Annotated in this window: 13 protein-coding genes; 11 read left to right on the top strand and 2 right to left on the bottom strand. The window is 69.0% G+C overall.

What is annotated here, in order from left to right:
- Window positions 1-447: 447 nt before the first annotated feature.
- Window positions 448-870 (bottom strand): ester cyclase, encoded by a 423-nt coding sequence (locus DEJ06_RS07475; RefSeq protein WP_110864774.1) that lies wholly within the window; start codon window positions 868-870, stop codon window positions 448-450.
- Between the two features lie 44 nt (window positions 871-914).
- Between DEJ06_RS07475 and DEJ06_RS07470 the strand changes: the two genes are divergently transcribed.
- The 8 genes from DEJ06_RS07470 (at window position 915) to DEJ06_RS07435 (ending at window position 11,967) form a co-directional block, all read left to right on the top strand.
- Window positions 915-1,409 carry a MarR family transcriptional regulator gene (locus DEJ06_RS07470; RefSeq protein ID WP_111038902.1) on the top strand — a complete coding sequence of 165 codons (495 nt, stop codon included), beginning with the start codon at window positions 915-917 and terminating at the stop codon, window positions 1,407-1,409.
- On the top strand, window positions 1,406-2,389 hold the full coding sequence (locus DEJ06_RS07465) for a zinc-binding alcohol dehydrogenase family protein (RefSeq protein ID WP_111038901.1): 984 nt from the start codon (window positions 1,406-1,408) through the stop codon (window positions 2,387-2,389). The genes DEJ06_RS07470 and DEJ06_RS07465 overlap by 4 nt, the downstream gene beginning before the upstream one ends.
- Before the next feature lie 89 nt (window positions 2,390-2,478).
- Window positions 2,479-2,664 carry a hypothetical protein gene (locus DEJ06_RS07460; protein ID WP_111038900.1) on the top strand — a complete coding sequence of 62 codons (186 nt, stop codon included), beginning with the start codon at window positions 2,479-2,481 and terminating at the stop codon, window positions 2,662-2,664.
- 232 nt (window positions 2,665-2,896) lie between these two features.
- Complete coding sequence (locus tag DEJ06_RS07455) at window positions 2,897-4,720, top strand: histidine-type phosphatase (RefSeq protein WP_111038899.1); 1,824 nt, start codon at window positions 2,897-2,899, stop codon at window positions 4,718-4,720.
- 330 nt (window positions 4,721-5,050) lie between these two features.
- Window positions 5,051-8,896 (top strand): TIM-barrel domain-containing protein, encoded by a 3,846-nt coding sequence (locus tag DEJ06_RS07450; protein WP_220036496.1) that lies wholly within the window; start codon window positions 5,051-5,053, stop codon window positions 8,894-8,896.
- Window positions 8,897-9,122: 226 nt separating this feature from the next.
- The gene (locus tag DEJ06_RS07445) at window positions 9,123-10,028 is read left to right on the top strand and encodes a hypothetical protein (protein ID WP_111038898.1); all 906 of its coding nucleotides are present in this window, start codon (window positions 9,123-9,125) and stop codon (window positions 10,026-10,028) included.
- On the top strand, window positions 10,016-11,308 hold the full coding sequence (locus DEJ06_RS07440) for a hypothetical protein (protein ID WP_111038897.1): 1,293 nt from the start codon (window positions 10,016-10,018) through the stop codon (window positions 11,306-11,308). Before DEJ06_RS07445 ends, DEJ06_RS07440 begins: the two co-directional genes overlap by 13 nt.
- Complete coding sequence (locus DEJ06_RS07435; RefSeq protein WP_111038896.1) at window positions 11,305-11,967, top strand: ABC transporter ATP-binding protein; 663 nt, start codon at window positions 11,305-11,307, stop codon at window positions 11,965-11,967. The genes DEJ06_RS07440 and DEJ06_RS07435 overlap by 4 nt, the downstream gene beginning before the upstream one ends.
- Before the next feature lie 70 nt (window positions 11,968-12,037).
- On the opposite strand, the gene DEJ06_RS18220 is transcribed toward DEJ06_RS07435, so the two are convergent.
- Window positions 12,038-12,196, bottom strand: a complete 159-nt coding sequence (locus DEJ06_RS18220; RefSeq protein ID WP_181436788.1) for a hypothetical protein — start codon at window positions 12,194-12,196, stop codon at window positions 12,038-12,040.
- Window positions 12,197-12,499: 303 nt separating this feature from the next.
- Between DEJ06_RS18220 and DEJ06_RS07425 the strand changes: the two genes are divergently transcribed.
- The 3 genes from DEJ06_RS07425 to DEJ06_RS07415 are packed head-to-tail and all read left to right on the top strand — an operon-like array spanning window position 12,500 to window position 14,043.
- Window positions 12,500-12,805 (top strand): hypothetical protein, encoded by a 306-nt coding sequence (locus tag DEJ06_RS07425; RefSeq protein ID WP_111038894.1) that lies wholly within the window; start codon window positions 12,500-12,502, stop codon window positions 12,803-12,805.
- A gap of 51 nt (window positions 12,806-12,856) precedes the next feature.
- Complete coding sequence (locus DEJ06_RS07420) at window positions 12,857-13,420, top strand: GNAT family N-acetyltransferase (RefSeq protein ID WP_258372444.1); 564 nt, start codon at window positions 12,857-12,859, stop codon at window positions 13,418-13,420.
- A 53-nt stretch (window positions 13,421-13,473) separates the two neighbouring features.
- Window positions 13,474-14,043: a GNAT family N-acetyltransferase gene (locus DEJ06_RS07415; protein WP_111038893.1), complete on the top strand. Its 570-nt coding sequence runs from the start codon at window positions 13,474-13,476 to the stop codon at window positions 14,041-14,043.
- The last annotated feature ends 21 nt before the right edge of the window (window positions 14,044-14,064 follow it).

The raw sequence follows: 14,064 nt of genomic DNA, 5'->3' as shown, positions 1-14,064 counted from the left end.
CTACACGAGGCGGAACGCGAGAGAACATGCGTCCATCTAACTCTCGACTCTCCGCGATCCGCGCGCGCTGGCGAAGTGACGTCCGTGCCGGGATGTGGCGGCCACACCCAGTCCGTCACCGGCTGCGCTCCGGACCTCCTCGACGACGACCGCGGGTCACGCCCGAACACTCGACCGCGGTGCAGTCTCGACTGGAGAACTCGGCGAACTCCCCCGCGAACAGCGTCGGTGACGGAAATGGGTTGCGATCTGCCAAGCGTCCTCGGTCTGCATCCATGCACCTTGCCAACGGACGCCGCTGCCGCCCGAGGCTGCGCGCGCATCACCGTAGCGATCAGGGCACGTCCTCGCCGAACCCGAGCAGCATCCACGGTTCCAGGTCACTCACTCCCCCGATGCGCATCTGCGACAACGGGTGGGCTCTCGAGGGCGTTCAACGGTGACCGTTCAGCCGAGTGCCGGCGGGAGCGCCCCGATCTGCCCGAGGATGCTGAGCACGTCCGGCTGACCGACCTCGTCGACGATCAGTCCCTCGTCGAAACGGTAGAAGTTGCTCGCGTTCGCGACCACCGTCCTCCCCGTAGCGGGGACACCGAGGAACTCGCCGTCGTGCGTGCCGCGGAGTTCGAAACGTGCTGCGACCGTGTCGCCCTCGACGACGATCCGGTCGATGCTCCACTGGATGTCGGAGAACGCGCCCCGCATGATCGTCAGGATTTGCAGGTACCCCGGCAGCCCGCGCAGCGGCTCGGGCGAGAACGGCGTCAAGAACGCCGCCTCCGGTGCGATGACCGTCTCACCGATGGACGGGTCGGCGCTGTTGATGAAGTCGACGAATCGCAGGAACGAGAGGCGTGTGTCTGTGGTCATGGGCAACTACTTTACATAGCAAGTAGATGCCGTAGAGTCGAAGCATGAGCACGGACCTCGCCCCCCTCCCTGGAATCGACGCCGCGGATGACCGGACCGGGCGAGCGGCGCGTCTGCACGAGTACTTCGCCGCGCTGGTGCGGCACGAGACCGACGTGTGGAACGCGGTCGAGAAGCGGATGCGGGGCGAGGGTGTGCTGAGCCTGGCCCGACTGGAAGTGTTGCGGATCGTCCAGGCAGCCCCATCGGGCGCCCGGGTGCAGGACGTCGCGACCGGCGTCGGGACGTCGATCGCTGCAGCCAGTCGCTTGCTCGACCGGCTCGCCGCCGATGGTTTCCTCGAGCGTTCGACGGACCCGGACGATCGGCGCAGTGTCCGCAGTGTGCTCTCACCCCAGGGGAGAGACGCCTTCGCCCTCGCGGACGAGCGGTTCGACCAAGCGCTGGACGCCGTGCTCTCGGATGCCGATGCCACGGCGATCGCAGACGGCATCGCGGCACTCGAGCGCCTGCAGTCGACGTTGGAGGCAAGGCGATGACGGCCACCATGCGGGCCGTCGTGATCGACGCACCCGGTGGCCCCGACGTGTTGCACCTCCGTGAGCTGCCGATCCCGATCCCAGGCCCGGGCCAGGTGCTGATCCGTGTGGAAGCGTTCGGGCTCAACCGGTCCGAGCTGCACTTCCGCCGCGGCATGGGCCATTTCGGGACCTTCCCACGGGTGCCCGGGATCGAAGCCGTCGGGACCGTGGAGGCAGTCCCAGGTGGAGAGTTCCCCGCCGGTACCCAAGTAGCCGGGCTGATGGGCGGGATGGGTCGCGACTTCGACGGGGGCTACGCCGAGTACACCGTCGTTCCGGCCAGCAGCGTCGTGCCGTTCCGGAGCAGCCTCGACTGGTCCCTGCTCGGCGCCGTCCCCGAGATGCTGCAGACCGCACACGGTTCGCTCACCGTGGGCGTCGGTGCCCGCCGGGGCGACACGATCCTGATCCGCGGTGGCACGTCGTCGATCGGCCTGGCGTGCATCGTGCTGGCGAAGCAGCAGGGCATGACCGTCATCGCCACCACTCGCAACCCGGACCGCACGGAGCGACTGCACACCACTGGTGCGGACCACGTCGTGGTGGACTCGGGCAGGATCGCCGACACGGTCCGTCGAATCGTGCCGGACGGCGTCAACGGAGCGGTCGAGTTGATCGGCACAGACACGCTGCCCGACACGCTCCGGGCGACAGCCGTCCACGGCACCGTGTCGTTCAGCGGGATGCTCTCCGACGTCTGGACCATCCCCGACTTCTACCCGATGGCGGTGATCCCCAACGGGGTGCGCCTCACCGCGTACTCCGGCGAAGCGAGCGACCTGCCGGCATCGGTGCTGCAGACGTTCCTCGACACCGTCGCAGCCGGCACCGTGCAGGTCCCGATCGCGAAGGTGTATCCACTCGAGGAGATCGTGCAGGCCCACCGCGACATGGAGGACGGGACCCGGTCAGGCAAGCTCGTCGTCATCATCCGATGATGGGCACGGGCTCTCCGGAACCCCGCTCTCGGGGTGGAACCCGCTCGTTCTCGACAAGGGCGCCAGCCAGTGCAAGTCAGGAAGGTCTGATGTCTCCTCGCAGCTACAAGATCACCTTGGCCGTCCTCGGCGTGGTCAGTCTCTTGCTCGTGCCGTTCTTGGTGCAGGGCGCCCTGCCGGCGATGTACGGCACGGTCGCACTCGTCGTTGTCGTCGCCTGGCTGCTCTACGGCGTCGTCAGCTCGAAGCTGACCCGACGATCCGGGCACAGCTAGGCAGGTCTCGGTGGCCCGCAACTGACGGACTGGAGGCCCGGTACCAGCTGGCACCGGGCCTCCAGTCCGTCAGTGGCACCCGTCCAGGGCCTGCGCTCCTGTCGTCGCGTCCCACGCGCGCCGCCGTGCCCGGCAGCACCATCCGGTCACCCCCCGGTCAAGGGCTGTTCACCCGCTGCCGCTACCTCTGCTTGTCGGACCGCTGCCCGAGGGTCCCGATACCGGAGGACCCATGAACACCCGCACCGCACTGTCCTGCGTTGCCGTCGCTGCCCTCGCCTCGCTGGTGTTCGCGACACCTGCGCACGCTGACGAGGCCAGCTTCTACAGCAGCAAACAGCCGTACATCGCCCCCAGCCAGTCGGACATCGACGCCTACTCGCCGGCACCGACGGGCTACGCACCCGTCGCCACGGAGTCGGTCGCCCGACACGGATCCCGGGGACTCTCCGCGTACAAGTACGACGCGCTGCTGCACCGTCTCGCCGCCACCGCGCAGGCCGAGGACGGGTTCCTGACGCCGGAGATCGGGAAGGAGTTCTCCGCGAACCTCGACGCCATCACCGCGGCGAACGTCGCGAACGGCTACGGCATGCTCACCGGTCAGGGCGCCACTCAGCACCAGGGCATCGGAGCACGGGCCGCGCAGCGCAACAAGCAGCTGTTCGCAGCTGCGGCGAAGACGGGCGGGCGAGTGGTCGCCGAGACCTCGGGTGAGTCTCGCGCGACGGAGTCGGGCGAGAACTTCTTGCGGGGCTTCGGGGCCACGGGTGTCGAGCTCGAACCGCACCCTGACCTGCTCTACTTCCACGAGGTCGAGAACCCGGACGGCACCGACAAGGCCGAAGGGTCGCCCGAGCGCCAGCGCGCCCAGGCGTACGAGGACTACATCGCCGCACAGACGGGTGACGGCGGCACGATCGCCGCAGCCATGCAGTACATCGAGGCGAAGCCGCGATCCGTCGAAGCGGCGAAGGACCTGCTCTCCGGCATCTTCACACCCGGGTTCATCGCCGCGATCGGCACGGACAAGGCACACACCTGGTACAACACCGCCGACGGTTCCAAGGGCGGCGCGGTGGCGTGTGCGCCCGGTGCCGACACCAAGGCCGATCCCGATGCCTGCGGCGATCCGAAGAAGTCGATCAAGAGCACCGTCGATGCGGCGATGTCGCTGTACAACCTGTACATCATCGCGGCCGACATGCAAGAGGAGAATGTCGCTCCGCACCAGTTCGACTTCGCGCAGTACTTCGCTGGCCGGCCGGCGGATGCCGAGTGGTTCGCGTACCTGCTCGACGCCGAGGACTTCTACGAGAAGGGCCCGAGCCTCGCTGGGCACGACGAGACCTACTCGATCGCCGAGCCGCTGCTCGACGACTTCTTCGCCATGATCGACGCCCGCGTCGCCGGCGGTGACGTGGTCGCGACCTTCCGCTTCGCGCACGCCGAGACGATCATCCCGTTCGCGGCGCTGCTGCGGCTGCCGGGATCCACCGTCGCCGCGCCCGACAATGCTGCTCCGACCTCGGACGCCGACGTCTACGACGACGCCACCAACCCGTGGCGAGGCTCAGAGGTGACGCCGATGGCTGCGAACGTGCAGTGGGACGTCGTGTCACGTGCAGGCATCGACCCCGCTACCGGAGCGACCTACACGCCGCTCGTGCGCATGCTCTACAACGAGCGGGAGATCGCGTTCGCCTCCGGCTGCCGTGCGGTCGCCGCAGGGTCGCACTGGGTGAAGGAGACCGAGCTCAAGCACTGCCTGACCGGCACGGCGATGACCGAGAGCCCGCTGATCGCTGCGGCCGTGCCAGGACCGACCGCGACGCCCACCGCGGAGCCCGCGCCGACGCCGACCGTGGCACCAGCGACCCATGCTGCCGGCGCACCGACGACCCCGCCGACGATCCCGGCGGCGGCAACGGGCACGCTGGCCGCGACCGGAGCGGAGTCACCTGTCGGACCGGCGTTGCTCGCGACACTGCTCCTCCTGGCCGGCGCCGGGACGCTGGTGCTGCGTCGCCGGCGTCGCCTGCGACCCACCGAGTGACACCGACGCGGATCCGCGGCTTCTCGAGATGACCAGCCTGTCCCGGCGCCCCGCCCCAGCGGGGTGACGGACGGACTGGAGGCACGGTGACAGCTGGCACCGTGCCTCCAGGCCGTCAGCGTCTCGAGTCCAGGGCCACGGACGACGCGACCACGCCGCTCACCGGAGCGGCGGAAGCCGCGAAACGAGCCGACGCCCGGCTGCCCCTTCCTCGGGAGCCCTCCGGGTCGTATGGTTTACAGCGTTGTAAACGGGCCGCCGCAGGGACGGCCCGCAGGTCACGGCCGTTGCACGGCCCGATGGACGACGACGTCCACGAGGAGCACCCACTTGCGCCCCATCTCCTTCCGATCCCGAGGGCTGCGCCGTGCGCTGTCGTCGGGCATCGTCGCTGCGACCGCCCTCGGCATGCTCGGGATCGCCGCGATCCCGGCCGCCGCGGACCCGGCCGCTGACCGCACCGTCGTCTCGGGCCAGGCCCGGTTCGAGGTGCTCTCCCCCACCCTGATCCGCACCGAGTACGCGGGTGACTCGCAGTTCACCGACGGCAGCACCTTCAACGTCATCGGCCGCGACGACTTCGCACCCACGACGTTCACGAAGACCGAGCGGGACGGCTGGCTGACCCTCGACACGGGCGCGATGACCGTCCGGTACAAGGAGGGCTCGGGGGCCTTCACGCAGGACACCCTGCAGACCACCGTGATGACGGAGTCCGGGCAGCAGGTCACCGGCACGCCGTGGGTGTCGACGCCGACCCCCTCGTGCACGATCGGGTCGCTCTGCGAGGCCGAGGCGCTCGGACTCACCGGCCTGTCCCTCGCGACGGACCACGCTGGCTTCACCGGAGCCGGGTTCGCCGCCGGCTTCGAGTCCGTCGGCAACGCGATGACCTTCACGACCACGGCGGCACGTGCCGGCTCGTACGACCTCGCCCTGCGCTACGCGAACTCGCAGGGCGGCGACGGCCAGGTCGCCACCCGCACGCTCAGCGTGACCGTCGACGGCGGTGCCGCGAAGACGATCCGGCTCGCACCCGGCGCGAACTGGGACGACTGGAAGACCACCGCCGCCACGACCCTCGACCTGACGGCGGGCGAGCACCGCGTGCGCATCGAACGCACCGCGGACGACTCCGGCCGGGTGAACGTCGACAGCCTGGCCCTGGTCAGCACCGGCGACGCCTACCCGGCACCGTCCACCACGGTCACCGGCGAGGACTGCGCGTTCGGCACCGTGTGCCAGGCCGAGGACTCGGCACGCACCGCTCCGGCGACGACCGCCACGAACCACAACGGCTTCGCCGGGGACGGCTTCGTCGCCGGGTTCGAGCGTGCCGGGGCGCAGCTGACGACCCACGTCACCGGGGTGCCGGCCGCGGGCGACTACGCCCTGCAGGTCCGCTACGCCAACGGCTCCGCCGGGGCGCCGACACTCACCGCGGCCCCGACCGGTCAGCAGTCGACCACTGCACCGCTCCCGAAGACGAGCGGCTGGGACTACTGGAACACCGCCACCGTGCCGGTGCACCTGGCCGCCGGCACGAACGACGTCGTGATCGGGTGCCCGACCGTGGCGAACAACTGCAACGTGAACTTCGACACCGTCGCCGTGGTCGACACCGCGTCGCCGGTCCTCGCCGCACATGCACCGCTCGGCGGGTACCGACGCGACCTCGACACCGCCAACGGATCGGTGAAGACGAACCCGGGTCTGCTCTACCAGGACGGCTGGTCGCTCCTCGACGACAGCGCCTCGGCGCTGTACGACGAGGCGACCGACGCCGTCACCCCCGCCGGCGACCACGGCGGCGAGCGCTACCAGGACGGCTACGTCTTCGGGTACGGCTCGGACTACCGCCACGCGCTCGAGGAGCTCGCCGTCCTGACCGGTCCGACGAAGCTGCTCCCCCGCTGGGCGTACGGCGTCTGGTACTCCGAGTACTACGACCGCTCGCAGGCCGACTACCTGGCCATCGCGAAGCAGTTCGAGGACGAAGGCGTCCCCGTCGACGTCATGGCGATCGACACCGACTACAAGATCGGCAGCCCCACCAACCAGGGCGACAGCAAGTGGAACGGCTGGTCGGTCGACCCGTCCCGGATCCCGGACATGACCGGCCTGCTCGCCGACTGGCACGCCGAGGGCATCCACAACACCCTCAACATCCACCCGTCGATCTCGAGCCAGGACCCGCAGTTCGCGAAGGCCCAGGCCACCGCGAAGGGCAAACTCACCAAGGGCGACGGCGACCGGTACCTGTTCGACTGGTCCGACCCCGACCAGCTCAAGGCCTACTTCGACCTGCACACCTCGCTGCAGCCGAAGGGCGTCGACATGTGGTGGCTCGACTGGTGCTGCAGCGAGAACTCGAAGTACTCCGCGAACGGCGTCACCCCCGACGCGTTCATCAACCAGCAGTACGCGAAGTACACGGACCAGGCACTCGGCGGCCGGGGGCTCGCGTTCTCGCGGGCGTACGGCTCGCTGACGGCCGGTGGCTACGGCAACCCGCAGGCGGTCCCGACGGGCCCGTGGGCGGACAAGCGCACGACCGTGCACTTCACCGGCGACACCACGTCGTCGTGGGACATGCTGCTCGCCGAGGTCGGCTACACCCCCGGTGAGTCCGCCGCGACCGGTCTGGCCTCGGTCAGCCACGACATCGGTGGCCACAACGGTGCGCAGTACGGCATCGAGGGCGCCGAGGAGGGCACGACCCAGCTGCCCGAGGACCTCTACGCCCGCTGGGTGCAGCTCGGCACCTTCCAGCCGATCGACCGCCTGCACAGCAACCACAGCGACCGACTGCCGTGGCAGTACCCGGCCGCTGCCGAGGCCTCGGCGAAGCGGTTCCTGAACCTCCGCGAGGCCCTGGTCCCCCTGACCTACACGCTCGCCGCCCAGGCGACCGAGACGGGCACCCCGATCCTGCAGCCGCTCTACCTGCAGTACCCCGAGGCGCAGGAGTCCTACGCCCAGGCCGGCTCGGAGTACCTGTACGGCCCGGACGTGCTCGTCGCCCCGGTCACCACCGCGAACGACGACGCCGGCAAGGCGACCCGCTCCGTCTGGTTCCCGGCCGGCAGCTCGTGGACGGACTGGTTCACCGGCAAGACGTACGCCGGAGGCACCACCGCCGACGTGACGACCGACCTGAACAGCATGCCGGTGTTCGTGAAGAGCGGTGGCATCGTCCCCACCCGCTCGGAGCAGGTCAAGAACGACGCCGCACCGCTCGACGCCGTCACCCTGACGGTGGCGACCGGCGCGAACGGTTCGTTCGACCTGCACGAAGACGCCGGCGAGGACAGCGCCGCGGACGGCGCCGCGAAGTCGAGCGCGATGACCACGGCCGCCGCGTCCGCGAAGGCCACGGCGGGCAGCGCCTCCACCGCCGTCCGCTACACGCAGCAGGCGACCGGCGGCTCGCTCGCCATCGCCCCCGCCGACGGCTCCTTCGCCGGCCAGGTGCAGGACCGCTCGTGGACGGCGACGTTCACGAACGCGGAGCGCCCCCGCACCGTCACCATCGACGGCCGGGTGATCGCGGACACCGCCTGGACCTACGACGCCGCCACGCGCACCATCAGCGTGCCGGTCGACGAGCGGTCCGTGACGAAGCGCACGGTCGTCACCTTCAGCAGCAAGGCGGCGGCGACCCCGGTCCTGCGGGTCGAGTCGCCTCGGGTGCACGCGGGCGACACGCAGACCGTGACCGGCACCGGGTTCCCGGCGGACACCGACGTGGCGCTGGCGACCGCGCCACGCATCGGTGGTGCCACCGCGCACACCGACGCGAGTGGTGCGTTCTCGACCGACCTGCGGGTGCCGGGCACCGCGTCCGGTCGGGTGACCGTCACCGCATCGGTCGGCGGTGTGACCCTGGCTCGGACCGCCTTCACCGTGGTGGCTGCGGCTGCTCCGGCGCCGACCACCTCGCCGGGTGCGGGCACACCGGGCAGTGGCACTCCGACGCCGGGTGACAACGGATCCGGTGCGCCGGGCGCGGCAGCGCCGGGCAACGGCGGCGCGGACGCCGGCAGCGAGCCGGGCGGCGCACTGGCCTGGACGGGCGCGAATCTGCTCCCCCTCGGGCTGCTGGCGGCGGCGCTGCTCGCGGCCGGTGGACTCGTGTGGACGCTGCGCAGTCGGCGACGCCGCGCGCGTGCCTGAGCCCGCCTGAGCGGTCACCCGTCACGGGCGGATGACGGACGGACGGACGGGAGGCCCGGTGCCAGCTGGCACCGGGCCTCCCGTCCGTCCGTGGTCGCGCTGCAGATCCGCGATCATGCGTCCGCAGGACGGTTGCGACGGAGGTCACGCCCGCTCGACAGATCGTTCTACGTCTGACATGTTAACGGCTACCGTCAGCACACCTGCTGCTGCCTGAGGAGAAGACGTGACGAAGCAACAGATCACGGCAATCGCGGGCCTGCTCCTGCTGGCCATGCTGTTGACGGTCTTGATCGGGGTGTTCGACGCTCGCCGGCGTGTCATCGCCGCGGAGGGGAATGACCTCCGCACGGGCGAGAGCGCGTGGGTGACCGCGACGCTCGACGACTTCGAGCGTGCGCGGAGCGCGTTCGAACCGGGAACCAAGGTGTTCGTGGAACTCGAGGATGGCGTCCGCGCCGTTGCGATCCTGTCCGGCCGGTGGACAGACGTCCCGCTGCATGACGGACACGCACTGACCGGGCGCCCCGGCGAAGCCCTCGCCGGCGCTGACGTTGCCGTCCGCGGCAACGACATCGCGGTCGATAGCAAGCCGTACAACGTGGTGGGACGTCTCGGCGTCAGAGCCGACAGTCTGCTGTCCGACGATGTGGTCCTCGCTGATCCGTCGCGGTTTTCAGCGTCACCACAGCGGCTACTCCTGGACGGCCCGCACAGCGTCCGCCACTACAGCGCAGAGTTCCCCGGCAGGAGCATCGAGATCATCGACGACGGCACGAACCGCAGGACGAACGTCGACGCCGTGTCGCCGGTCTTGGTCGCGCTCGGCGCGCTCGTCATCATGCTCATCGCCGTGGTCGCAGGTCTTCAGGCCGGACGATGGGAACTCCGCGCCGCCGCCGTCCGCTTCACCACCGGGATCCGACCGCTGACCACCCTGCGCAGCGCCGCCATCCGAGTCGGCGTGATCAGCATCGCCGCTAGTACGACCGCCCTCGCGGGCGCGGCAGTCGTCAGGCAGACCACCATCCTCGACGTTGACATCACCCCTGCGGTCGTCGCGGTCGGAACCGTCGTGCTCGCCGTGTCCGTCGCTTCGTTCTTGCAGGGAACCCGGCGATGGAACTGCTGAACGACCTCCGGTCCAACTGGACGATCATCGTCGCCAAGATCGTCCTGCTCGTGCTGCTCGCACTCTGTTGGTACAACGTGGCGTCGTTCACTCAGTCCACATCGCAGGCCGTGGCCCAGGGCCTGTCCGCTGATGCCGACGTCGACCTCTACACGGTGGTCGACGATCTCGGCCCGGATGCTTTCGAAACGATCCGGCGGGACGAGCACGCGCTCGACGCAGTCGCCTCGTTCGCCGACCGCATCGACGACCAGCCCGGATTCGACTTCATCTCCTCGTACGACCAGCCCGTCACCGTCCAGGACTTCCGCGGCGACGACCGCTTCGACGTCGGTTACGGGACCGAGTACACGCTCAACGGGAAGTACCAGGACGAGTCCGGACGGAGCGTCCAGGACATCAAGTCCATCCAGCTCAACGAGACCGCGTACGAGTTCGCGGGGCTCTCCGTGCAGGATGGCAAGCCGATCGAGTGGGACGGCGTCGACTGGGGATCCGGCCGGATCCCGGTGCTGCTCGGCAACGAGTACCGCGGCGTGTACGAGCTCGGAGAGCGATTCACCGGAGCGGTCATCCTGCAGGAGCAGGAGCTCGAGGTCGTCGGTTTCCTCGAGCCGGACAGTGCCATGTACTTCCGCGGTGAGCCCAACCACTACCTCGACGACACCGTCATCGTGCCCTACCCGCCGACACTCGCCGGACTCGACCGAGCAGCGCTCGACCGGGTGGATCCCGAGCTGTTCGGACGCCTGGTGTTCCAGGTGCTCAACGCCGACCTCGCCGTCGATCACAGCCTCGATTTCGGAGGCGTCGTCGCGCGTCTCGACGCGATCGGGGACGACACCGGCTTCCGGTCGTATACATTGCTCGGAGTCCCGAGCTACCTCGTGCAGCTCTCCCTCGTCCGCCAGCTCGTCCAGGACAACGTGGCGCTCGTCACCGCGCTGCTCGTCGTCCTCACCGCGAGCGTGGGCATCATCACGGCGTTCCTCCACCGGCTCCTGCACAACCGTCGAGCGCCAGTGGCGCGGGTCCACCATCTCCTCGGGAGAAGCCCGGATGCCACGAACCGACTGTTCCGCGCAAGCCGCCTGACCGAGTACACCGCCGCGCTCGGGCTGTTCCTCACGTCCAGCGCGCTGCTCCCCAACGACAGTGCGATGGCACGACTCGGAGCCGGCACCGCCCTGCTCCTCTGGTGTGTGGCAGACGGCGCACTCGGTCGACGAGCCGTCCGCATCGAACTGACCACCCAACGCCGAAGAGGTACCCCACGATGATCGTGCTGCGCGACGTCTCCAAGACCATCACCGAGCCCGACGGATCGACCCGAGCACTGTTCGACCGACTCGACTTCGACCTTCGCGAAAACGATCGCTCAGTAGCCATCACCGGGCGCAGCGGATCCGGCAAGAGCACACTGCTCCGGATCCTCGCCGGCCTCGACACCGACTTCGGCGGGACCTACGAGCACGACGGGCACGTGCTCGAGCGCACCGCACGGAGGATGGCGGCGCACCGACTCCGACACATCGGCATCGTCACCCAGGACCACAGCCTGCTCGGCGACCGCAGCGTGCTCGACAACGTCCGGCTCGGAGTTCCTGCTCGCGCTGACTCCGCCGACCGAGCGCATGACGCCCTTGAGGCGGTCGGCATCAGTCACCTCGCTGGCAAGCGCCCACGACGACTGTCAGGAGGAGAAGCGCAGCGCGTCGCGATCGCTCGAGCCATCGCGAAGCGCCCTGCCGTCGTCCTCGCCGATGAGCCCACCGGCGCACTGGACGAGACGACCGAAGACGACGTGCTCGCCCTCTTCGACCGGCTGCAGCAAGCGGGAACCAAGTTCGTGATCGTCACCCACAGTGAGCGCGTTGCACAGCGATGTGGACGTCGACTGCAGCTACAACACGAGAAGCTCATCGCGCGCGGCACGTGACGGACTGGAGGCACGGTGCCAGCTGGCACCGGGCCTCCAGTCCGTCAGCTGTTGCGCTCCAGATCCCCGATCACGCGTGCGCAGAACGGTCGCGGCTGAAGAACTCGGCGAACATCTCCCGTTTCGCCGCGTGTGAATCGGGCTCGAGCTCGAGTCCCTCCATGTTGAGGTCGGTGCCGAACAGTCGCAGGATCCCAGGACCACTCGGCTCCGCGGTCTCGAGGGACACCGAGAACAGTGTCGGCAACACCTCGCCTGCAGCGATCCGCCGGGCCTCTGCAAACGCCGCACGGTACGTCGCGTCGGTGACGCGGATCACACTGACCGACCAACTCGTGGCGTCCCAGTCGCAACCGTCTCGCCCCTCGGAGCATGGAAGAAGTGCACGACGAACGTGTCGCGCTCGCCTTCGCTGCCGTAGTGCCGCTCGTCCACTTCTTCGATCTGCACGAACTCATCTTGTCAGCGTCAGCCGGGGCGTTCGAGGCCGCAGACCAGCCGAAGCATGCACCTTCGCCGGTACCATCTCGCCATGGCTGAAGCAGGTCTGCTCGCAGCGAGCATCGCAGTCCTGGCGGGTACGGTCGCGATCCTCGTGCATCGCGTGCGGACCCCGGCCTGGGTGCGTGACGTGCAGCTCACCTTGAACGCCACCCCCGTGACCAGCCTGCTGCTGCTCCTGGTCGGTGCGCTCCTGGTCGCCCTCGTCCTCGCCTTCGGGATCTTCTGGCTCGCCACCGGGCACAGCGTCGTCGGGTGGGCCATGGTCTGTCTCGCTGCGACCAGCATCGCTCACCTCGGGGTGACCGTGTGGATCCGGCGACAGCCGCTCTCGTGATCAGGTGCGGAGTCAGGCCGTGGTCACTGTGGATGTTTTGCGGGAGACCCCATGCCGTTCGCGATCTGCGAGGCTCGGGTCATGTCGTGGCCACAGGCTGATCCCCTGGATTCGGATCGTCTCGCCCTGGAACCGCTTGCCGTTGACCACGCAGCCGAGATGCTGACCGCCCTGGCTCCACCAGAGCTCTACCGGTTCACTTGCGGCGAGCCACCAACCCTGGACGAACTGGGCGCACGGTACCGCCGCCAATCCCAGGGCCGGTCCGAGGACGGCAGCGCGGGTTGGCTGAACTGGATCGTCCGTCCTGCCTGCGGCGGACCGGCGATCGGATTCGTGCAGGCCACCCTCGAGCGCAAGGAGGACGGCCTCGTGGCGGACCTCGCCTGGCTGGTGACGCCAGAGGAACAGGGTCGAGGGATCGCCGTCGAGGCAGCAGCAACCGTCGTGACGTGGTTGCGTTCGATCGACGTCCGACACATCAGGGCTTTCATCCATCCCGATCACACCGCCTCGATGCACGTGGCGCGACGGACCGGGCTTGCACCCACGAGCGCTCTGGTCGACGGCGAGCTCCTTTGGGAAGCCTTCTTGCCTACGGCCGCTGAGCACTGATGCTGTCCGGTAGCCGATCGGTCACCAAACCTGAGTCTTGGGAGGATGACGGGGTGCGCACTTCTCCGTGGCCCGCTCAGAGCGGGGCTCTCCTCCTCCGTGATCCTCGACCCGAGGATGCAGACCAGCTCGTCGCGCTGCGGAACAACCCCGTCGTCAACCGGTTCATGCTCCGCACCCACGTCGATCCGGACGCTTACGCCCAAGAGTGGGCCAGCATCCCCGACATCGACACCGACTTCTCCTGCATCGCGGAACTGGACGGCCAGCTCGCTGGCCTGGGCTTCCTCGACGTCGTCGACGGCCTGGGACAACCCGGTATGCCGCTGGCGACGGAAGGGGTCATCGGCTACATGCTGCAACCCGACCTCGCCGGACAGGGACTGGGAACTGACCTGGCACGCGGCCTCCTGACCGCGGCGTTCGACGTGCTCCGACTCAGACGCGTCACCGCCAGCTGTAACGCCGACAACATCGCCTCTGCCCGCGTACTCGAAAAGAACGGCATGCGACGCGAGCAGCACGGCGTCGAGGACTCCTGGCACGCCATCCTCGGGTGGGTCGACGGTTACCAATACGCCATGCTCGATCGTGAGTGGGCCGCCGCTCGGACCGTCCGGTAGCCGATCAGCTACCGAACCCCG

Origin of the sequence: Curtobacterium sp. MCLR17_051 (assembly GCF_003234395.1) — a bacterium.
Taxonomy (GTDB): Bacteria; Actinomycetota; Actinomycetes; order Actinomycetales; family Microbacteriaceae; genus Curtobacterium; species Curtobacterium flaccumfaciens.
Note: the sequence above shows the minus strand (reverse complement) of the source record. Positions and strands in the feature narration are given on the sequence as shown.